Source organism: Flavobacterium sp. (genome assembly GCF_031422135.1).
Classification (GTDB): Bacteria; Bacteroidota; Bacteroidia; order Flavobacteriales; family Flavobacteriaceae; genus Flavobacterium.
Window position 1 is genome coordinate 33,580 of record NZ_JANOQD010000066.1, and the last position, 22,487, is coordinate 56,066.

Sequence of the window (22,487 nt, forward strand, 5' to 3'; positions counted from 1 at the left end):
TGCGTAGGTTAAGTTTCTTTTAAATCTTTTCTGTAAGTTTTTTGGTATTGTTTTAATATGATAATTTTGCATTATTAAAACAATTACCTACACAATGAAACAGTTATTTACTTTAATTTTTATATTATTTTTTTCTACAATTTTTTTTGGTGCAACTATAAATCATTATGAAGACCATTCAAAAGCAGCTAATGTTGTAGCTAAATATTTAAGCACTATTACTTTTGATGAAGAGATTAGTAGTGATGCTTCAATAAATATAATACTCTCCGTAACAAGTGATAACGAAATAGTAGTATTAACAGTGAATACACACAGTAATGATATTAGAAGAGCCATTAAAAATGCTTTAAACCAAAAGAAAATGTATGATGGTAATTTAATTTCTGGTAAAGAGTATTCTTTTGTGCTAAATGTTAAAGGGAGTTAGTTGATTTTTTTAAAATATCATTCATAATTTTGATATGATGATGGGTATGAATGTTTAAAAATTTTATGGTTTCTTTTGTATTTAAAACCCCAAAATAGGGATGTTTGAAATTGTGATTTGGTTTCAGGAATTCCAAATCATTTATCAAAATATAAGCATTTTTTAGCTGTAATTGTAAATCTGATAATTTAATTTCATCAATCGATTGAACTGATTTTGGTGCTTTTGCTTTTCCTCTAGGAATTGATCCTAATAAGTAGACTAAACTCTTTTTAAAGTTAAACTTCCACTTGTAATCTTCAGGATTTGAGGTTTTTATAGTTTGTGTTACTCCATTTATAACTTTTAAACAATGATCGAGATGCCATGCTAAATTGCTTTTGGAAACTTTAGGATTTACAGCTTCGTGAAATTCAATTTTTGATTCTAAATCGTTTAGTAATACCTTCAACTTTTGCATCTAAAAATTATTTTTTAGCTTTTCCATTATTAAACTTTACTTTCTCTACGATTTGTAGTTTTGATTCAGATTTAATATGTTGAGATCTTGATTTAACAGTTTTATTTACAACTTGTAGTTTTGAATTATGATTTGCAATATATAATATTCCTCTTTTTCTCAAAGAATAATCATTTATCAAAACTCCAGCAGAAAGATTGAGTTTAATTGTTAAATTACGAATCATTTCAATAGTTAATTTTCTTCGTTTATTTAAAATTGCAGATACAGTACTTTCTCCACCAATTGAATCAATCAAATCAATTCCTTTTAAATTTAGTTCTTCCATTCTAATTTTTATAGCTTCAATTGGATCTGGAGTATCTATGGGAAAATGTTTGTTTTCGTATTCATCTATAAGTATCGCAAGTATTTCTGCTTCATCGCCTTCGGGTGTTCCAATTGATGCATCAAAAAGAATTTCAAATTTTTTTAAAGCTTCATTATAATCAGTTTCTGTTTTTATTGGAGATATGTTCATTTTACTATCATTTTAAATTATATTGGCATCAATTTTATCATATTCAGAATGTGTCCCAATAAATCGAATGAAAATCCATTGCCTTTCAAAATTAAATTTTACTACCAGTCTATGAGAATTTCCATTTATGTTAAAAACCACGCTTTGACTCTTTAAGATACTAGCATTTGCATAGTTTTGTTTCACATCAATGGGTGTTTTCCAATTTGCGTTCAATGCAATGTCATACCAAGTTTTTAAATATTGTTCAGTTTCTGGATAGTTTTGCCAATAATTTCTAAGTGTTCCCTTGCTGAATATTCTTGTCATCAATTTAAATTATAAGTAAAGATAAAAAAAACTTCGCAATTTGCGAAATTTCTTAAAATTAAATAAAAATTATTTTTACTTATGATTTCTTTTTGTTTCCATTATTAAACTTTACTTTCTCGACTACTTGTACTTTTGGAGCAGGCTTTTTACTTTTTGGAGCCGCTTTTTTAGTAGTATTCGGTTTGGTATTACTTGGTCTTGTTCTATAGGATACAATTTCTTTTTCGTCTTTGTGATCTTTAGGTTGATTACTATTGATAGTTTTTGAATTCACAGGAATTTCAGCTCTGTGTTTGGCTAAAACATCATTAGGATTTTTAGGATTTTCTTTAGTTCCACGCAAGTGAATTACCAATCCGTTAAGGAAATTGCGCAAAATTTGATCGCCACATTCTACATAATTTTCGTGATTTTCAGCACGAAAAAACGCACCAATTTCAGATTTTGAAATTCTAAAATCAACCAGTTCAAGGATTTCTACTATTTGATCGTCACGAAGCATTAAAGCTACTCGTAGTTTTTTGAAAATATCGTTATTTGTCATTTTATTTTTTTTACTAAAGTACGTATTCTATTGTTGTGAATTGGAAATATTATTAAGAATTGTGATCAATTTTTTCAAATCAGTTTTGGTATGATTTGCAGTTATTATGATTCGGTTTAATTCGCCAGCTTCGTTTGGATATTTAAAGTTGGTTATTATGATGTGATGTTGTGCTAAAATTTTGTGCATTCCAACTATTTTTGGATACAAAATAGGATAATTGACATTGAAATCTAGGTTTTTATTTTTTATTAAATAAGTGTCAATATATTCTAAATTGTTCTTTAATTTCTGAATTTGATTAGTATAAATGGCTTTGGCTTCGGTAATTGAAATTGCATAACCAGGATTCATTCCCGCTCCAGAAACATAATTTCCTAGAGTTTTGATTTTGCTAATAAATTTTTGGCTTCCGCCAATAATGCCACCAGTTATGCCCATTGCCTTTCCTAATGACGAAATTATTATTTTATTTTTAATATTTTGGTATCCAATAGATTCATAATAACCACAACCATTTTCGCCTATAATTCCTAATGAATGCGATTCGTCAAGTACCAATGTAATTTCCTTGGTGGAAGGAATTTTTTCAATAAATGATAAATCAATAGGTTCAATACAAGTTACTGGGATGGCATCGGTTAGAATTGTGATTTTTTCAATGGTATTGTCAAATAATCTTGAATTTAACTGATTTTCAATATACACAGGAAACATTTCGTTTGCTTTTATGGCATTATGTACATTGGGCAAATAAAAGAAAGTATTCCCATCATACGTTAATTGCTCGATTACCAATTTTCCAGCCAAGCTTCCTGACGAAATTGTTACTGTTGCTTCCGAATGTATAAATTTTGCTAAATAATTTTCAGAATCCTCATAAGCAGCTAATTGGATATTGGCATTTCGTGAACTTCCATACGAAGTTCCCCATTTTTGAATGTTTTGAATGATTATTTTTTGAAATGCTTTGTTTGTAGGTAAACCCAAATAGGCAGTTCCTCCAAAATATAGAAATTTTTGATTATCAATATCAATAGTTCTATCGGGAAACTGGTTTACGATATTCATAATTATAGTAGAGTTACACCAGTTCCGTTTAGTTTAGAGTACATAATTTTTCCATCAACAATTTTTACGCCAGTGGCAATATCTTCAGCTAGGAGCAATGCGCCGTCCATATCCACATAATCTAATTGAGGTAGTAAATGTGCAATGGCAGAAATTCCAACCGTAGATTCCGTCATACAACCAACCATGGTTTTCAATCCTAACTTTTTGGCTTCTTCAATCATTCGCTTTCCAGGAGTGAGTCCACCACATTTTACCAATTTAATATTTACACCGTGAAAATGTTGATAACATTTAGCCACATCTTCTTCAATAATACAGCTTTCGTCAGCAATAATAGGCAAAACAGAATGTTTGAAAACCTCTTTGTGCGCTTCCCAATTGTCTGCTTTCATTGGTTGTTCTAGAAACTCAACGCCTAATTTTTGGAGTGCAATGGCATTGTTGATGGTTTCGTCCACTTCCCAGCCACAATTGGCATCAATTCTAAAAATGGAATTAGTATGTTTTCGCAATTCTGTTACTATTTCTATATCGTGTTTGGTTCCAAGTTTTATTTTATAAATTGGCCAAGGCAATTCTTGCATTTTAGCCACCATTTTTTCGATAGTGTCAATACCAATGGTGTAATCGGTCATTGGGTTTTTCTCGATGGAATAATTCCATAACTCATATAATTTTTTGCCTTTTTTTCGGGCATACAAATCATTGTAAGCCAAATCCAAAGCACACAAAGCAAACATATTATCTTTGAGATATGGGTGCATTTTGTTCCAGAAAAACTCTGGCGTTTCGTCTTCAGTATTTTCAATAATACTTCTTAATTTATCCAAATCCCGAATCATCATTGGCACCGTAATGTTATAGTACGGATTGGAAGTGGCTTCGCCAAAACCATAATATCCTTCGCTTTGTAATTCCACAATCAAAGAAGGTTGCACATCTATTGATTCTCTAGAAATAGTGAAAGTATGTTTTAACTTGAGTGTATATTCTTTTAAGATGAGTTTCATTTGAGATTTTTTATAAACTTTATAAAAGTATTTATCTTTTGTTAGAAATAAAAACATTTGTGTTTTGATTTTAAAATAATATTTTTGTCAAAATTTTATAAAATGAATTCACGTGCCGAAAAAATAAGTTTATTGTCAGAAATGATTGAATTTGCTATTGTCGATGATAAGTTACACGATAAAGAATATGATTTTTTATATTTATTATCGAAAGAGTTAGAAATCGAAAAGCCAGCTTTCATTGATTTGTTTAGAAAAAGAGATTCGTTTTTACCTATAAAAGATGAGTTTCAGCGTATTGTTCATTTTTATAAACTAGCATTATTGATGTATTGTGACAATATATTGCACTCCAAAGAAAATCTTTTCATTCACGAAAAAGGAATTAAAATGGGTTTGAACCCAAAAGCTATGGATAGAGTTTTGGATTTAATGCAATGTGCACCAAATCATATTGTAGCTCCAGAAAAAGTGATTTGTGCATTTCAGGAGCAGCATAATTAAATCTAAATTATTCTATAAGACTACACAAAAGATATTATCTTGAGGTAGTCCTAATAGAATATCTTAATAATTATTGCTTTATGGATTAATCACAATATCAGAAAATCTTCCGTTTACTTGATTGATTCCCAGTATGCTAGTTCCTGATGTCAAATCAAAAGTACCAGATAATTTGTTTCCAATATTTGATGTAATGGTAATTGTGCCAGTTCCTGCTATCCAAGGACTCGATGTTGTCGGTCTAGTATACGTAAATTCGTTTTCTACACCAATCGTATAAGTAGCAACGGCTAGCGAAGTTAGTTTGATTTTAATAACTTCACTAGATCCATTTCGACCAAAAATTTCTTTTGAACTTGCATTTGCAAAAGGATTGGTAACTGGCGATAAACTTGCCGCACCACCTTCTCCATATAAAAATTCTGGTAGACCTGGAGGAGGAGGAGGACTTGCCGCTTCTTCATCTTTATTGCAAGAAGTCAAACTTAGTGTTATCATAATGACCGCTAAAATCGATTTTAAAATTGTTGTTTTCATTTTAATTAAATTAAATATTAGTTAATAACTTTAAATGCTACTCTACGGTTTTGCATTTTTTCTGATTCGGATTTGTTTCCAGCAATATTTTCGGATTCACCGCTTCCAAAAATGCTCATTCTGGAACTTGAAATGTCAAAGTTTTTATTCAAATAGTTTTTTACACTTTCGGCTCTTTGTTCAGATAATTTTTGGTTGGCTTTTTCGTCACCATCGCTGTCAGTATGTCCTGTAATACTTATTTTTATATCCGAATTTTCGTTTAATGCTTTACCTAAATCATTCAAAATTGTAGCACTTGAACTTTTGATAGTTGCTTTGTTGGTATCAAATAAAATTTCGTTAGTCGAAAAACTGCCAGTCTCGATTAATTGGTGTCTTTTGTCTTCGCCTGCTTCTGCTAATTTCAGATTGGAAATAAAAAATTTATCAATTGGGTTTTTATACGTTCCAATAAAAAAGATAATTTGGTTGTAATTGGCATCGCCAAAAGCTGTTGGCAAATCCCAAAATTTTTTGCCATCAACGTACATTCTAAAACGATTTTTTTGTCGCCAAACTTGCACTCGCACTATGCTAGTATTTTTGCTAAAAACCGGAATGTCAACTTTATTTTTCATAATTTCTTTTTTTTCAGAAATTATAAAAACTTCGCTACGACCTTTTGCTGATAATGAATTGGATGGATGAACATTAAAGATTACAGCCTCTTTTCGTTTAAAAACCGTGTTCCAAACATTGTCGGCTTTCGTAGTTTTTTCAGTAAAAACAATATTTAGTGGCGTAGAATAATTGCTGAAATTATCTGTGATGGTTACATCAAACTCAAAAGTAAAATTTTTGGGTAGTTTTGAAATATTCAGTGGCGAGAAACTTCCTTTGTCTGACAATTGCAACCATTTTTTAGAATCGCCATCAAAAGTTACAATTTCGCCACTGCTGTTGGTAAACCATTTTACAGGAAAATCTCCAATGGCATCACGGCTGAAATTTTCTTCGAATAGAATTTTTGTTCCAGAAACAAAATCGCTTCCTGAACTAGAAATTGTTTTGTTTTTTGATGATTCTGAAGACGTTTTTCTTGTACTTTTTTTATTATTTAAAACGTCGTCCATAGCGTCATTAGTCTCTTTTGTGGCTTTTTGCTCTACTTTCCGTTCAATAGCTCTTTCTGTTGCTTTCTCGGCTTTTTTTGCTAATTTATCTAGAAATTGAGCGTTTGAGATTAGCGAAAAAAATGTAGAAAAAATAACAAGTATTGTTTTTAAATTTGTTTTCATAATTTATTGAGTTATTCCAGATTTAAAAGACCCTTCTGTTATCACTTTTGCGGGATCAGAACAAAATCCAGTTCGTTTACCTGTAAATGAGAAAGTGCCTGAAATTTCAGTTGCTGATAAGGCGGTTATTGTCAATGTTCCTGTTGTTCCTGAGCAAGTACCTGTTCTCCAAAGTGCAGTTGCAGAAGATGCATCGCCGTATTCCATTCTTAAAACGTATTCTTCTGTCGAAGGTGCAGGATATGAATATGTTACTGTTCCTATTGGACGATCGATCTGTATTTTAAAATTTCTGTTGTCTGCTAAAACCGATGTTATAGTAATCCGATCATTATTGTTATTTGACAAAACTCTAAATGCAGCATCAGTTTGGTATTGAACACCATCGACTTTGGCTCTCAAAAAATAATCGAAAGTTGGTGTAGGAGCTGGTGCTGGCGCATCGTCGTTTCCACAAGAGAAAGCTAAAACTGCTATCAATAAAATGACGAATGTATTTTTTAATGTTTTCATTTTTTTCATTTTTTTTGTTTTTATTGTTTTTTTAATTTATTGTGATAAACTGCCCATAAACTTCTGCAACAAAATTTCCTTCATTTAAAATTGTTGCATTATTGTTTTTCCAGACTTTTGCTTTGGTATAACTTCCATCTTCAAATTGAGCTTCTGCTCCTGCTAGATAGACGTCATTTCCAAAAACATCTATTGCAAAAACTCTTGCGTCTTTAGTTCCATCTGTAATAAGAATTGAAGTATTATTTTTCCAGTATTTAGCCTGCAATTTTAATGAGCTAGACATTTCATATCCACCAACATATATATCGTTTCCAACTTTTTTTATTGATGATGAATATGCCTGTTTGCTACCATCGGACAAATTGGTGGGAAATCCGTTTTTCCAGTATTTAGCAACATTTACAGTTCCATTCCATTCATAACCAGCAACATATATTTCACTACCATTAATTAGTATAGCAGATGTAGAAGCATTGTTTGTGCCGTTAGATAGTATTGTTTCAACACCGTTTTTCCAATATTTTGCTACATATATTCCGGCAGCATTTTTTTGCTTTCCTGCTATATAAACATCATTTCCTTGAACTGCTATCGCATTAGCATTAGAATCGTATTGCTGTGGAAGCATAGTATTAATTACACCATTTTTCCAGTAGCACGCTTTAGTATATGGAATTGTTCCAAACAACACAACACAACTTCCAGAAACATAAACATCGTTTCCAACCACAACTATATCATTAGCATAAGAATCACCAACAATAGTAACTGGCAATATTGTTGCTAGGTCGTTTTTCCAATATTTTGCAACATATTTTGTTCCATCATATTCATAACCCGCAACATAAACATCATTGCTTTCAACAGCGATTTTCAATGCAAATGCGTTTTGAGCACCATTTGTTAAATTTGTAGCGGTTCCATTTTTCCAATATTTGGCAACTGTTCTTCCAGCACCATTATATTCATAACCACAGGTGTATATATCTTTTACCGATCGAACTGTTGCCACTGGTGCAGGTGCATCTTCGTTTTTACTACAAGAAGTAATTGCTAATTCAAATATTATTAGCATTAAAAATGATATTTTTTGAATTGTTTTGAAATTTTTCATAATTATTATTTTTATAGTTTTTTTAGTAAACTTTGAATCCGCTTATAAAAAACGTTCCTTCACCACCAAAACCAGAAAGTGTTACATTTGTACCACCAATTCCACCTAAAGGTCCTTGAACAATTCTAATACTTATAATATCATTAGCATTAAGCTTTAAGTCTGTAGAAAAATCAAAATTTTGGTATAGATTATTTGCAGAAACGTGTCCTTTGAATTTTGTTGAAATTCCATTTACAAATAAGTGAACTGTTGCTTGATAATTTAATGGTAATGCAGGATTGAATCGTGTTGAAGCATTTATGTGGTAAAATCCAGTTGAAGGAATTGTCCATTCATCTGTTGAAGTGTCATAAGCATTTGCATCATCAGTTTCTTCCGAAACAAAATCTATTTTTGTTAAAATATTGGGTACAATTATTTGGCTTGTTGTTTTTACAATATGGATTCCTGTATTAGAATTAGATGTTTGCCAAGTCGCATTTCCACTCGCATCAGATGTCAAAACTTTATTCAATCCAGCTCCAGATGTAACTTGCAAATTGGTAGTTTTGGTTTTTCCAGCTACTTCTAGTTTTTCTGTTGGAACTGTTACACCAATTCCGATAGTACCTAAAGCTGTATCGCCCATATTGGTACCGTAAATAACATTACCAATTGATAATTGGTTATCACTTGTTGGAGATGGTACACTAGTATTTTCTCCTATGCCTATATTTCTGCTACCTGAAGTTAATCCAACTAATGAGTTACTTCCCAGAGCTGCATTTCTGTTTCCTATTGTTAAAGTTTGTAATGAAAAATTTCCAATTGCTGCATTATAATATCCGTGAGTATTGTTGTACAAAGAATTGTTTCCAAAAGCCGAGTTGCCATAACCTTGAATATTATTCGGATAAGCATCGTACCCAACTGCTGTATTTAAGTTTCCAGATGATCCTGCTGCAATACCCTTATTTAAAGCATTTGTGCCAATTGCAACATTACCTCCTGCAGTATTAAATTCCCCTGCTGCAACTCCCAAGTAGGTGTTTGTTGCACCTAATTTTCCTGCTTTGGCATTATTTCTTTTGAAAACAACATCAACATCATTGGTAGATCCAATAAAATCGGTGTTTAAATCGACTGTGTTTCCAGTTTTTTTCCAAGAATCGCCACTGTTTGCTGCATAAAACGAATTTTCTGCAACTTGCGAATAAGGAACTGTGTTCAATTGACTTGTGTTGGTAATGGTATAATTTGTACCGCCAGTTGGGTCGGTTTCTATTTTAATGAAATGCTGTCCTGCAAGCCAGTTAATATTAAAAAAAGTGCTAGTAATTGCAGTTCCTTCGCCAATCACAAATGTTGCCAAGCCATTAGTATTAGTGGTTGTTGTATGACTTTCGGCAAATACTACTGTTCCGGTTGCGCTGCCTTGAAGTATGCTTATTTTTACTCCAACGGTTGCATTAGTTATCAAAGCATTACTACTATTTCTAATAACAGCCTGATAATTCATTCCTGTAACAACTTGAGCATTTGAGTTTAGAGAATAGAAAATAGAGAATAGAAAAAAGACCCGTAACTTTATATAATTTTTCATAATATTTAGTTTTTAATGATTTTAAAAGTTTTGATTGTTTGTTTTGAAATAGGTTTTACAGTATCAATTACTTGAAGAAAGTATATCGAGGCATTCAAATTTTCTAAAGAAATTGATGTTTCGGAATTTTTGATTTTCTCCTTAAAAATTTGTTTTCCAGCCATATCGAACAGTTGATAACTAAAATTTTCTGAAACCAAATCCGAGATTTTTAGTGTGATGTTGTTTGCTGTCGGATTTGGATAAATCGTCATTTCTAAAACAATGTTTGGAAAATTGTTTGTTCCAAGCGTAGAAATCTCAAAAGTTTGTTGCAAACCTTCTGAAACCGAACCATTTGTGGCAGACGAAAAACTTAGAGCTACTTGCCCAATAGAATAACTCACGCTTCCGCCAATTCCAGTTGCATTGCCACCAGCTGAAACACCAGCATTTTGTGCTTTTGAAATAAAACTTAGAAAAGCAAATACGAGTAAAAAGAATATTTTTTTCATAAAATTGATGTGATTTAATACATATAGTTACAATTAAAACGTTGTGCTTTTTAGTGTCAGCAAATTTTAATTTTGTCTGTCCAAAAACCATGTCCCGCCGCCTGTTGTTGAAGTACCTGAACCATAAGTTCCCGCAGAAAACTTACCTGTTGAAGGATCGTAGTTTGCCGTGATATTTATTGCTGTACTTGAACCTGTGTAAGAATACGATGCATTAAACACATTATTTACAAGTGTGTATGTGCCACGACCTGCTACTGAGCCGTTAAGTGTTGCACCATCTGCAACAAAAACTCTATTTCCTGCTTCAACCACCATAGAAAATCCCCTGTCGGGTGTTACTGTTCCAATACCGTATTTTCCTACATAATATCCAATTATTTGAAAATTTGGTTTGGCCACAGGTGTTTCCTCATCTTTACTGCAAGAAGCTGTTGCTGAAATAACTAAAATTGTGATTGCCAATAGCAATATTTTCGAGAAATTTTTAATTTTTGTGTTCATAATTTTTGGTTTTTGAAATTAAATTGATTTTATTTATTAAATTTTGCTTTGACTAATAGTTTATTTTTATTGATAACATTTAATTCATATTCCCCTTTTTCGAGATGATTTACATTGATGTAAATTTTCTTGTCTGGCAGTTTTTCAATCTCAGCTTTATAGGTTGTGTTTTTCTTGTTAGGCATTATAAAGTAGGATTTGGTTTTTTTGTTGATGTAAAATTATATCCAATCCCAAAAAACTATCGTGACTATTGTAACAAGCATTATGAATTATGTAACATTGTGTTACAAGCCAGTAAAATCGATGGTTTAGAACAAAAAAAATGTCAAAGTTTTTGGCTTTGACATTTAAAATTTTATAAAGTTGTTACTTTTTTTAGTATGGTTCTTACTTATTTATCATTTCACTAGGTGTACACTGATACATTTCTTTGAAGCATTTAGAAAAATACGACACATCATTAAACCCAACTGCGTAAGCAACATCAGATATATTTCCATTACCTTTTTTTAATAATTCAGAGGCGGTTTTCAATCGTTCATTTCGTAAAAATTCAGTAGCCGTAACACCAAGTAATGATTTTAATTTTCGGTGCAATTGCATTCTGCTCATTCCAACAGCAGTTGAGAAATTTTCTGATGTAAATTCTGAATTGGAAAGATTTTTATCTAAAACAACTTGTAGTTTTTCTATAAATTTCTCGTCAACAGAATTAATTACCAAATCAACAGGTCGTAAAACCAATTCTTGGCTGTATCGTTTTTGAAGTTTTTTTCGTTCGGCAATTAGTTGATTAACAGTCGCTTCCAGTATTTCGTTGTTGAATGGTTTGGTCAAAAATGCATCCGCAGTGCTTTGTAAACCTTCGAGTTTATATTCGTCTGACGATTTAGCGGTCAATAAAACTATTGGTATAAAAGAGGTCAACTCGTTGTTTTTTATTGCTTTGGTAAATTCAAAACCATCCATTTTTGGCATAACAACATCGCTAACAATACAATCTGGAATTTCTTTTTGAGCCAATTTATAGGCTTCTTCTCCATCTTGGGCTTGAATAATGGTGTAATTTTCTTGAAAAATAGTTGCGATTACGTTTCTAATATCTTGGTTGTCATCTACAATTAACAAAATTGGCAAATCATTTTCTGAATTAATTTCATTACTTATTGTTTCAATATTTTTAGTTAGCGGAATCAAAATTGCATTAGAAACATTATTTAATGGAATAAAAACTGTAAAACTTAAAACATTATTTTCGATATTGGTGATAATTTTCCCTTCATATAAATCAACTAATTCTTGGACCAACGACAAACCTATTCCAACACCTTGACTTACATCTTTTTTCTGATAAAAACGCTCAAAAAGTTGGGGTAAATCTTCTTTTTTAATTTCGGTTCCAGAATTAGTAATTTTCAATTTCAATTCTTGATTTTCTATCGATGCTTCGAATGTAATTGTTTCGTTTTCTAGTGTATATTTAAAAGCATTTGATAATAAATTAGTTGCAATTTTCTGAATTATATCTTTGTCAAATGAATAATTTTGAGATGATTTTTCAATATTTGAAACAAAATTTAAATTATTTTCTGAAGCCTGAAATTGGAATGGTTCGATTATCGTATGCAAGAAATTGGCAATATTTCCATCTTTTAGAATCAGTTTTAAATTGCCAGAATCTAACTTTGATAGTTCCAAAAGTTGGTCGACCAATTCCAACATTCTATTCGAGTTATTATCGATCAATGCTAATTCTTTAAGTTGGTTTTCATCATTAGTTTTGGATTTTAAACTTTGGACTGGACTTTTTATCAACGTTAATGGGGTTCGAAATTCGTGCGAAATATTAGCAAAAAAACGGGATTTTAGTTCGTTTAAGTTTTCTAAAACCTTTTTATCTATTGTTGCCTTGTATGATTTTAAATGCAAGGCATAGCTAAAAAATAAAATTTCAATTATTGTACCCAACAAAATAGAAAGATTAGTTCTTACAATTTGTTTTGATATATGTTTACTAAACAAAATAGTTTGAAAATTTTCAAAAAATGTTTGTAGCAGATATGATGAAAATAAAATCACACTGCCTATAAAAACATATTTTAGGTATTTATTTGATTTGTTTTTATAGAGTTGCATTATGAAAATGAGTAAAAACCCGAAAGTTAGAAATTTAAAAATTTTAATAATGAGATAAGCGGCTTCGTCAAAATTCAAATCATTTTTAAAAAATATAACAATCAAATACAATAGATATATTGAAGTTATTGTTGTGAATACTTTAACAAATTTTGTAAGCCTTGTATTGCTTATCTCTAACAGTGATTTTGCAAACAAGCCATAAGTTACAATCGATAGAGTATAAGCAATTTCTTTAATAAGTTCAAAATAAAGCATTATTCTTCCTGAGAAAAAGTTTTGATTTCGATCAATCATTAATATAATTAGAATAAAAACAAAAAATAAATAAAAAGTGTAATACAAATAGTATTTAGTTTTGGTATTAAAGAATAAAACTAAATTAAATAAAAACAAAAGTAATATCCCTCCTGATAATATCCCTAAAAACATTCTGTTCAATTGAAATTTTCGATACGATCCTAATAAATAGGAATCATATATTGCTGTTGACATAATGTTAAATTTAAATATTAAATCATAGTCAGAGTAATTTTTCTGTTTAAGAACTATTGTTTTTGTTTGATTTGGTAAAAAAGTGATGCAAAAGGAATTTGATTTTTCTTTAGAATAGGTTGAGTCAGATTCTTGCACATAACCAATTGTCTTTTTGATAGTATCTGTTTCCGAAATTATAAATACAGCAACCTTTTGTGAATTTGAAGTATTAAAAACAGCCTTTAAAGTATTTGAAGTTTTATTTTGAATTTTCCCAATAAAAAATGCTGTTGTAGGGTAGTCTATTTTTTTTTTAGATTTAAAACTTGAATAGTCTTTTGTAAATTTATTTTTAAATTTTAATACCTCTTTAAGATTTAATTCATTGTTCTTTGTAAATAAATAAGAAAATGAACTTGTAATTTCACTATCAAAATTTTCATTTGTAATTTCATAGGGTAAAAGGGTTGATAAATCGTTATCATTTTTATACTGAGCAAATAATACATTTGAGAATAATAGTAAAAGAGAAATAATTTTTTTCATTCTAGTTTATTTTAAAGTGATGCAATTTTAGGTAAAATTTACTTTTGCAAGTATAAATTATGTAACATTTACTGTTACAATTGTTTTTTTTAAATTTTCTCCTGCAACGCCTTAATCTCATCACGCAACTTCACTGCTTGCATAAAATCTAATTTTTTAGCCGCTTTTTCCATAAATTTTCGTTTGTCACGAATGATTTTTTTGTATTGGATGTTTTTTAATTCTTGATTTATTTATCTTGTTTAATTTTACTGATAGAAATTAAAAAAAAACAAATCTCTAATACTTATTTTAAATAAAATATTTCGACTCTTTATAAAAAAAAATTATTCTATAACTTAATTCTTTATTATTTTTCTAATTTTATTGTTAAACTGATCCGCTACATACACATTCCCCGAATTATCAACCGCCACACTTGAAGGATAATCAAATTGAGATGCAGTACCAATACCATCAGCAAAACCTCTAGTGCCACCTGCTAAAGTACTAACTACACCAGTTGGACTTATTTTTCTAATACTATGGTTATCTCTATCTGCTACATATACATTCCCCGATGCATCAACCGCAACGCCATGTGGAAAATAAAATCGTGAAGTAGCACTACTACCATCGGCAAAACCTAGTGTACTTCCTGCTAAAGTAGTGACTACGGCTCCTGGACTTATTTTTCTAATTTTATTATTATTCCTATCTGCTACATACATATTTCCAGATGCATCTAAAGCCACACTAAAAGGACGATCAAATTGTGCGGAGGTTCCTGTACCGTCTGCAAAACCTTGCGTGCCTCCAGCAAAAGTCGTAACCACGCCAAATGGATTTATTTTTCTAATTCTATCGTTACCAATATCCGCAACAAATACATTCCCATTAGCATCTACAGCTAAACTGTAGGGAAGATGAAATTGTGCGACAGTACTTGTACCTTCAGCAAAACCTAGTGTACTTCCTGCTAAAGTAGTAACGGAACCAGTTGGGCTTATTTTTCTAATTTTTTGATTTTCAGTATCTGCTACATAAACATTCCCAAAAGCATCTACAGCTACTCCATTAGGTGTATCAAATTGTGCTGTAGTACTTGTACCATCGGCAAAACCTTGTGTACTTCCAGCTAAAGTAGTAACCACTCCAGCAGGACTTATCTTTCTTATTTTGTGACTACCTGTATCCGCTACGTACACATTTCCAGAAGCATCTATTGCAACACCAGTAGGGGAACTAAATTGTGCCGTAGCACCTGAACCATCAGCAAAACCTTGTGTACTTCCGGCTAATGTACTTACTTGTTGTGTTTCTTGTTTGGGTGATAAAATTTGTTGTGGAGTATCACTTTTGTTACAACTTGAAGAAACAATAATTGAAAATGAGAATATCACTAACTTTAAAAAATTTTTTTCCATTTTTTGTTTTATTATGGGTTAAATAATCTTAAAGTAAAAGTAGATTAAAATTTTTATTTTACTATTATTAGATTTGTTTTTATTAAATTGAAAAATAGATTAAATTTTCTCTTGTAAACTTTTAATCTCATCTCTAAACTTCGCCGCTTGCATAAAATCTAAATCTTTGGCCGCTTTTTCCATTGCTTTTCGTTTGTCACGAATGCGTTTTTCGATTTCGGGTTTTGATAAATATTCGGTTTCAGGTTCGGCTGCGATATTTCCAGAAGTATAGCCTAATTCATAATCCACTAAAGGATTTTTAGTAAACGCACTTTCAATTTTTTTATTCAATGCCATTGGAACCATATTATTTTCAGTATTGAAATTGATTTGTTTGGTTCTGCGATAATTGGTTTCATCGATTGTTTTTTGCATACTTGCCGTGATTTTATCCGCATACATAATGGCTTTTCCGTTGAGGTTTCTCGCCGCACGACCAATTGTTTGGGTTAACGAACGATGACTTCTCAAAAAACCTTCTTTGTCTGCATCTAATATAGCAACTAACGAAACCTCAGGTAAATCTAATCCTTCTCGCAAAAGATTGACACCTATTAATACATCAAAAATTCCTTTTCTCAAATCTTGCATAATTTCAATACGTTCTAAAGTATCAACTTCCGAATGAATGTAACGACAACGAATGTCTAATTTGGCTAGATATTTGGCCAATTCTTCCGCCATTCTTTTGGTTAACGTTGTGACCAAAACCCGTTCGTCAATTTCGGCTCGAAGTTGAATTTCTTCAATTAAATCATCAATTTGATTCAAACTCGGGCGAATTTCGATAATTGGATCTAACAATCCCGTTGGACGAATGACTTGTTCTACAACAACACCTTCTGTTTTTTGCAATTCATAATCGGCTGGTGTTGCTGAAACATAAATGACTTGGTTTTGCATCGATTCGAATTCATCAAATTTCAATGGTCGATTGTCCATTGCGGCAGGCAATCGGAAACCATATTCGACTAAATTTTCCTTTCGAGAACGGTCGCCACCATACATTGCGTGTACTTGCGAGAGTGTTACGTGACTTTCGTCAACTACCATCAAATAATCTTTTGGGAAATAATCTAGCAAACAAAAAGGTCTTGCGCCAGTTGTTCGTCCATCTAGGTAACGAGAATAATTCTCGATTCCAGAGCAATAACCCAATTCTCGAATCATTTCTAAATCGAAATTGGTTCGTTCTTCTAATCGTTTGGCTTCAAGATGTTTGCCAATTTCTTTAAAATAATCGCATTGTTTGACTAAATCTTGCTGAATTTGCCAAATGGCATCTTGCAAAACATCGGGAGAAGTCACAAACATATTTGCGGGATAAATCGTCAGTTTTTCAAATTTTTCTATAATTTGAGATGTTTTTACATCAAAACTTTCAATTTCTTCGATTTCGTCTCCAAAAAAGTGAATTCGAAAAGCATCGTCAGCATAACTTGGATAAACATCGACTGTATCGCCTTTGATTCGAAAATTTCCTGGTGTAAAATCGGCCTCAGTTCGAGAATACAAACTTTGCACCAATTGATGCAATAATTTAGTTCTTGAAATAACTTGTCCAACTTCAACAGGAATGATATTTCTCTGAAATTCAGTAGGATTTCCAATTCCATACAAACAAGAAACCGACGAAACGACTATAATATCACGACGACCCGAAAGTAGTGAAGCCACAGTTGACATTCGCATTTTCTCCAATTCTTCATTAATAGACAAATCTTTTTCAATGAAAACTCCTGAAACAGGCATAAACGCTTCGGGTTGGTAATAATCGTAGTAGGAAACAAAATATTCTACTGCATTACTGGGAAAAAATTGCTTGAATTCGGAATATAACTGCGCCGCCAATGTTTTGTTGTGGGCTAAAACTAGTGTTGGTCGTTGTACATTTTCGATAACATTGGCAACAGTAAATGTTTTTCCAGAACCTGTAACACCCAGTAAAGTTTGGTATTTTTCATCATCAACAATGCCTTTCGTCAATTTGTCGATGGCTTGTGGTTGGTCGCCTTTCGGCTGGTAATCGGATACTACTTGGAAGTTCATTTACTTTAGTTGGAAAGTTACAAATTTACAAGATTGAAATTAAATACTTCAAAATTATAAATCAGATTTTTAAATTATTTTTTTGATTATATGATTGTTCTTAAATATATTTTCACAAAACATCTTTTTTTGGATTTATGTAGGTCGATATTATAGTTTCAAATTGATTAAGAATAGTATTTATTTGTAATAAGATGTACTTATAATATAATGGAAAAGTGCTATTTATGACTAATTGTTTCAAAAAAACATTTACAAATCATCATTTAAAACCATTAAAATTAAGAATAATTTATTAATAAGTTATTTTTATATCAAAAACATAAATTTTATCTTAAATTATATAAATTATTATCTTTTAATTAACTAAAATTATATTTTTATATCAAAAAATAGAAATGAAAATTAAAGAACAGGGGCTTTATTTACCCGACTTTGAACATGACAATTGTGGAGCTGGTTTTATTTGTAATTTGAATGGAATAAAATCAAATGACATCATTCACAAAGCACTCGATATTTTAATAAAATTAGAACATCGTGGTGCTGTAAGTTCTGATGGTAGAACAGGAGATGGAGCAGGAATATTATTCGATATTCCTCACGATTTTTTTAAAAAATCCTGCCAGTTCGAAATCCCTGAACCAAAAGAATATGCTGTTGGAATGCTATTTTTACCAAAATCAGTTAATCAAGTTTTATTCTGCAAAACTACTTTTGAAGCTGAAGTTAAAGCCGAAGGATTATCCATTTTAGGTTGGAGAACTGTTCCAGTAGATGCAACCAATCTTGGTCAAATTGCTTCCGAAAAAGAACCAACTATTGTCCAAGTTTTTATTGGTAAAGGAGCTTTAATTTTAAATGATAATGAGTTTAACGCCAAATTATTTTCAGCTAGAAAAATTTCTGAGCATACCATTATTAAATCAAAAATTTCTGAAAGTCATAAATATTATTTTTCTAGCTTGTCAATAACCACAATTATTTACAAAGGTTTATTGATGCCTGAAGATATTAGTCGTTATTATATGGATTTGACAGATGTTAATTTAGTAACCCGATTGGCTCTAGTTCATCAACGATTTTCGACCAACACATTTCCATCTTGGGAATTAGCGCAACCTTTTCGATATATGTGTCACAATGGTGAAATAAATACTTTACGTGGTAATATAAGCCGTATGCGGTCAAGGGAAGAATTGATGAAAAGCCCTATTTTTGGGGATAACATCAAGAAATTATTCCCCATAATTCTAGAAGGTAAATCAGATTCGGCTTCTATGGATATGGTTGTCGAATTATTACTAATGACAGGTAGAACATTGCCAGAAGTAATGATGATGGTGGTTCCTGAAGCATGGGAAAAACATAAAACGATGACTGATGATAAAAAAGCATTTTATGAATACAATTCATGTATAATGGAGCCTTGGGATGGACCTGCTTCGATTCCTTTTACTGATGGAAATGTAATTGGAGCATTACTTGACCGTAACGGATTACGACCTTCAAGATATACACTAACTAAAACTGGATTCGTCATTATGTCATCAGAAATTGGAGTACTCGATATTCAACCTGAAGATGTAGTTAAACACGGAAGACTAGAGCCTGGAAAAATGTTTTTGGTCGATATGAATGAAGGTAGAATCATTGAAGATGATGAAATTAAAAACGAAATAGTAACCAGACGACCTTATCGGAAATGGTTGAACGAAAATTTATTGAGTCTTGCGGAAATTCCTTATACCAACAATCCTATTCCATCTGAAGTACTTGACTTTGATACCCGTTTACGGTTATTTGGCTATACTGATGAAGACTTGAAGATAATTATAAACCCAATGAGTACAGATGGTGCAGAAGCCATTAGTTCGATGGGGAATGACACACCGCTGGCTATTTTGTCTGACAAACCACAATTGCTTTACAATTACTTCAAACAATTATTTGCTCAAGTAACCAATCCACCATTGGACGGAATTCGGGAAGAAATAATTACTGATATATGCCTTGCTATTGGAGGGGATTTTAATATTTTTGAAATTGAATCAAAACAATGCAAAAAACTAAAAATTAAAAATCCAGTTATTTCTAATGAAGATTTAGATAAAATTAGAAATATTAATCATTCTGATTTTAAATCGGTTACAATTTCAACACTTTATGAAATTAAAAAAGGAGTAAATGGTCTAGAGTATGCACTAGAAAAATGTGTTCAAGCAACTTTCAAAGCAGTCGAAGAAGGCTGTAACATTGTGATTCTTTCCGATAGAAGTGTAGATGATGAAATGGCTCCAATTCCAATGCTTTTAGTTTGTTCCTACATTCATCATACATTAAATATTCTAAAATCAAGATCAAAATTCGGAATAATTATCGAATCCGCAGAACCAAGAGAGCCACATCATTTTGCCTTACTTTTTGGGTATGGTGCTAGCGCAATTAATCCTTATATGGTTAATGAAATTATTATTAATCAAATAGATAAAGGAATAATTACAGATATAAAATCCGATTATGCCATAAAAAATTACAACAAAGCCATTGCAAAAGGAATTGTTAAAATAATGAATAAAATAGGTATTTCTACATTACATTCTTACAGAGCTGCACAAATTTTTGAAATTCTAGGATTAAACAAGCAAGTAACCAATAAATATTTCCCATTCACACCTTCTAGAATAGAAGGAATTGGATTAATGGAAATAGAAAAAGAAATAAAGAAACGCTATAAGAACGCTTTCCCAAATTCTAAAATAGCTAATTTATTGCCACTAGAAGTAGGTGGTATTTATAAATGGAGACGAAATGGAGAACAACATATGTTTAATCCAACAACAATTTCTAAATTACAACAGGCAGTTCGCTTGAACAGTCCTGAAAGTTACAAAGAATATGCTAATATGGTCAATAATCAAAGTAAAAATCTAATGACAATTAGAGGTTTGTTTGAATTTAATAATCTTGATCCAATTGACATTAATGAAGTTGAACCGTGGACTGAAATTGTAAAAAAATTTAAAACTGGAGCAATGTCGTATGGTTCAATAAGTCAAGAAGCACACGAAAATTTAGCGATTGCAATGAATCGGATTGGTGGAAAAAGCAACTCCGGCGAAGGTGGTGAAAATGCAAAACGTTTCCAAAAAGAAAGCAATGGAGATTCTAGAAATAGTGCTATAAAACAAGTTGCATCTGGTCGATTTGGTGTTTCTATAAATTATTTGACAAATGCTACAGAAATTCAAATAAAAATGGCGCAAGGGGCTAAACCCGGTGAAGGCGGACAATTGCCAGGCGATAAGGTTCTACCTTGGATTGCCGAAACTAGAAATTCTACTCCCTATGTTGGACTTATCTCACCACCACCACACCATGACATATACTCTATCGAGGACTTATCACAGCTTATATTTGATTTAAAAAATGCCAATCGGGAAGCAAGAATCAACGTGAAATTAGTCTCAGAGGTTGGTGTTGGAACAATTGCTGCAGGAGTTGCTAAGGCCAAAGCTGATGTTATTTTAATTTCGGGGTATGATGGAGGTACAGGAGCAGCACCACTAACATCATTACAACACACAGGAATTCCTTGGGAACTTGGTTTGGCAGAAGCACAGCAAACATTAATCTTGAATGATTTGCGAAGTCGAGTCGTCCTGGAATGTGATGGACAACTCAAAACTGGTCGTGATGTAGCCATAGCAGCATTGTTAGGTGCAGAAGAATTTGGCTTTGCAACAGCTCCACTTGTTGCATCAGGTTGCATTATGATGCGTGCTTGCCACTTGAACACTTGTCCAGTCGGAATTGCAACTCAAGATCCTGAATTAAGAAAAAATTTCAAAGGAACTCCAGAGCATATAATCAATTTTATGTATTTCATAGCTGAAGAATTGCGAGAAATAATGGCGCAACTTGGTTTTAGAACCCTAAAAGAAATGGTTGGGCAGTCTCAAAAATTAAATGTCAGTGATGCCATTACTCATTATAAAGCCAATGGATTGGATTTGTCAAAAATATTATTTAAACCTGAATTAGCCAAAACAGTCCCAAGTCACAATACAATTTCTCAAGATCACGCACTAGAAAAAGTCTTAGATTTTGAAATTATTAAAGCAGCAATCCCATCTATTTATCGAAAAGAAAAAACGAGAATTAATTTTAAAATAAAAAATACTGACCGATCGGTTGGTGCAATTTTAAGTAATGAAATTTCTAAAATTTATGGTGCTAATGGTTTGCCAGACGATACCATATTAGTCGATTTTGAAGGTTCAGCTGGGCAAAGTTTTGGTGCATTTGCTACCAAAGGGTTGTCATTTAAAATTCAAGGAAACTGTAATGATTATCTTGGAAAAGGGCTTTCAGGAGCAAAATTGATAGTTAAAGTGCCAGAAAAAGCGACTTTCAAACCCGAAGAAAATATTATCATTGGAAATGTTGCTCTTTATGGTGCAATATCTGGCGAGGTTTATATTAATGGAATGGCAGGAGAACGATTTGCGGTCAGGAATTCCGGAGCAACAGCCGTTGTAGAAGGAGTTGGAGATCATGGTTGCGAATACATGACGGGAGGGACAGTTGTTGTACTTGGCAAAACTGGTCGGAATTTTGCCGCAGGAATGAGTGGCGGAATTGCTTATGTTTTTGATGTAGAAGAAGAATTCGAAAATAGTTTGTGTAACCTCGAAATGGTTGAAATTGAATTACCAACAGAAGAAGATTTTATTAAAATTAAAAAATTAATCAAAAATCATTCGTTATTTACAAATAGTCCTTTGTCCAAAAGAATTCTTCAGGAATGGGAACTTCAAAAAAATAAATTTTTAAAAGTGATGCCAATAGATTACAAAAAAGCATTGCATAGATTGAATTCAGAAATGGTTTTAAAAGGTGAACTTGAGGGAGCAATAATTTAAAAAAAAATAGAAATCTATT

General features: G+C 31.7%; 20 protein-coding genes and 1 pseudogene. 3 read left to right on the forward strand and 18 right to left on the reverse strand.

The features are described from left to right. Positions 1 to 94 precede the first annotated feature (94 nt). Positions 95 to 430: a hypothetical protein gene (locus tag RMO70_RS09200; RefSeq protein ID WP_310556144.1), complete on the forward strand. Its 336-nt coding sequence runs from the start codon at positions 95 to 97 to the stop codon at positions 428 to 430. Here RMO70_RS09200 and RMO70_RS09205 read toward each other — a convergent pair. The 6 genes from RMO70_RS09205 to RMO70_RS09230 all read right to left on the reverse strand — a co-directional run bounded on the left by RMO70_RS09205 (position 417) and on the right by RMO70_RS09230 (position 4,350). Next, positions 417 to 890: a DUF1569 domain-containing protein gene (locus RMO70_RS09205; protein ID WP_310556145.1), complete on the reverse strand. Its 474-nt coding sequence runs from the start codon at positions 888 to 890 to the stop codon at positions 417 to 419. The genes RMO70_RS09200 and RMO70_RS09205 overlap by 14 nt on opposite strands. Positions 891 to 897: 7 nt before the next feature. Continuing rightward, positions 898 to 1,410, reverse strand: a complete 513-nt coding sequence (locus RMO70_RS09210; RefSeq protein ID WP_310556146.1) for a transcriptional regulator — start codon at positions 1,408 to 1,410, stop codon at positions 898 to 900. A 12-nt stretch (positions 1,411 to 1,422) separates the two neighbouring features. Beyond that, positions 1,423 to 1,719 carry a type II toxin-antitoxin system HigB family toxin gene (locus tag RMO70_RS09215; protein WP_310556147.1) on the reverse strand — a complete coding sequence of 99 codons (297 nt, stop codon included), beginning with the start codon at positions 1,717 to 1,719 and terminating at the stop codon, positions 1,423 to 1,425. Positions 1,720 to 1,798: 79 nt separating this feature from the next. Next, positions 1,799 to 2,266, reverse strand: a complete 468-nt coding sequence (locus tag RMO70_RS09220) for a DUF1456 family protein (RefSeq protein ID WP_310556148.1) — start codon at positions 2,264 to 2,266, stop codon at positions 1,799 to 1,801. Between the two features lie 27 nt (positions 2,267 to 2,293). Beyond that, on the reverse strand, positions 2,294 to 3,337 hold the full coding sequence (locus RMO70_RS09225) for an aminotransferase class I/II-fold pyridoxal phosphate-dependent enzyme (RefSeq protein ID WP_310556149.1): 1,044 nt from the start codon (positions 3,335 to 3,337) through the stop codon (positions 2,294 to 2,296). 2 nt (positions 3,338 to 3,339) lie between these two features. Then, complete coding sequence (locus RMO70_RS09230; protein WP_310556150.1) at positions 3,340 to 4,350, reverse strand: dipeptide epimerase; 1,011 nt, start codon at positions 4,348 to 4,350, stop codon at positions 3,340 to 3,342. A 102-nt stretch (positions 4,351 to 4,452) separates the two neighbouring features. Between RMO70_RS09230 and RMO70_RS09235 the strand changes: the two genes are divergently transcribed. Next, positions 4,453 to 4,854 (forward strand): excinuclease ABC subunit B, encoded by a 402-nt coding sequence (locus RMO70_RS09235; protein ID WP_310556151.1) that lies wholly within the window; start codon positions 4,453 to 4,455, stop codon positions 4,852 to 4,854. 78 nt (positions 4,855 to 4,932) lie between these two features. Here the strand turns inward: RMO70_RS09235 and RMO70_RS09240 are convergent, their stop codons facing one another. The 12 genes and pseudogenes from RMO70_RS09240 to uvrB all read right to left on the reverse strand — a co-directional run bounded on the left by RMO70_RS09240 (position 4,933) and on the right by uvrB (position 17,543). Next, positions 4,933 to 5,391 carry a DUF6252 family protein gene (locus RMO70_RS09240; RefSeq protein ID WP_310556152.1) on the reverse strand — a complete coding sequence of 153 codons (459 nt, stop codon included), beginning with the start codon at positions 5,389 to 5,391 and terminating at the stop codon, positions 4,933 to 4,935. A 17-nt stretch (positions 5,392 to 5,408) separates the two neighbouring features. Then, entirely contained in the window at positions 5,409 to 6,671 is a 1,263-nt protein-coding gene (locus RMO70_RS09245) for an OmpA family protein (RefSeq protein ID WP_310556153.1), read from the reverse strand. Between the two features lie 3 nt (positions 6,672 to 6,674). After that, positions 6,675 to 7,184: a hypothetical protein gene (locus RMO70_RS09250; RefSeq protein WP_310556154.1), complete on the reverse strand. Its 510-nt coding sequence runs from the start codon at positions 7,182 to 7,184 to the stop codon at positions 6,675 to 6,677. 31 nt (positions 7,185 to 7,215) lie between these two features. Then, the gene (locus RMO70_RS09255; RefSeq protein WP_310556155.1) at positions 7,216 to 8,301 is read right to left on the reverse strand and encodes a hypothetical protein; all 1,086 of its coding nucleotides are present in this window, start codon (positions 8,299 to 8,301) and stop codon (positions 7,216 to 7,218) included. A gap of 22 nt (positions 8,302 to 8,323) precedes the next feature. Further along, positions 8,324 to 9,886: a hypothetical protein gene (locus RMO70_RS09260; RefSeq protein WP_310556156.1), complete on the reverse strand. Its 1,563-nt coding sequence runs from the start codon at positions 9,884 to 9,886 to the stop codon at positions 8,324 to 8,326. A gap of 5 nt (positions 9,887 to 9,891) precedes the next feature. Continuing rightward, positions 9,892 to 10,380 carry a T9SS type A sorting domain-containing protein gene (locus tag RMO70_RS09265; protein ID WP_310556157.1) on the reverse strand — a complete coding sequence of 163 codons (489 nt, stop codon included), beginning with the start codon at positions 10,378 to 10,380 and terminating at the stop codon, positions 9,892 to 9,894. 66 nt (positions 10,381 to 10,446) lie between these two features. Next, positions 10,447 to 10,884, reverse strand: a complete 438-nt coding sequence (locus RMO70_RS09270; protein ID WP_310556158.1) for a hypothetical protein — start codon at positions 10,882 to 10,884, stop codon at positions 10,447 to 10,449. A 29-nt stretch (positions 10,885 to 10,913) separates the two neighbouring features. Further along, on the reverse strand, positions 10,914 to 11,069 hold the full coding sequence (locus tag RMO70_RS09275) for a hypothetical protein (RefSeq protein ID WP_310556159.1): 156 nt from the start codon (positions 11,067 to 11,069) through the stop codon (positions 10,914 to 10,916). A gap of 205 nt (positions 11,070 to 11,274) precedes the next feature. Beyond that, complete coding sequence (locus tag RMO70_RS09280; protein ID WP_310556160.1) at positions 11,275 to 14,046, reverse strand: response regulator; 2,772 nt, start codon at positions 14,044 to 14,046, stop codon at positions 11,275 to 11,277. Positions 14,047 to 14,135: 89 nt separating this feature from the next. Further along, a pseudogene (locus RMO70_RS09285) lies at positions 14,136 to 14,249 on the reverse strand (UvrB/UvrC motif-containing protein); the annotation flags it as partial. Between the two features lie 135 nt (positions 14,250 to 14,384). Then, entirely contained in the window at positions 14,385 to 15,452 is a 1,068-nt protein-coding gene (locus tag RMO70_RS09290) for an NHL repeat-containing protein (protein ID WP_310556161.1), read from the reverse strand. A 99-nt stretch (positions 15,453 to 15,551) separates the two neighbouring features. Beyond that, on the reverse strand, positions 15,552 to 17,543 hold the full coding sequence (gene uvrB / locus RMO70_RS09295) for an excinuclease ABC subunit UvrB (RefSeq protein WP_310556162.1): 1,992 nt from the start codon (positions 17,541 to 17,543) through the stop codon (positions 15,552 to 15,554). A 398-nt stretch (positions 17,544 to 17,941) separates the two neighbouring features. On the opposite strand from uvrB, the gene gltB reads away from it, so the two are divergent. Then, entirely contained in the window at positions 17,942 to 22,468 is a 4,527-nt protein-coding gene (gene gltB / locus RMO70_RS09300; protein WP_310556163.1) for a glutamate synthase large subunit, read from the forward strand. The last annotated feature ends 19 nt before the right edge of the window (positions 22,469 to 22,487 follow it).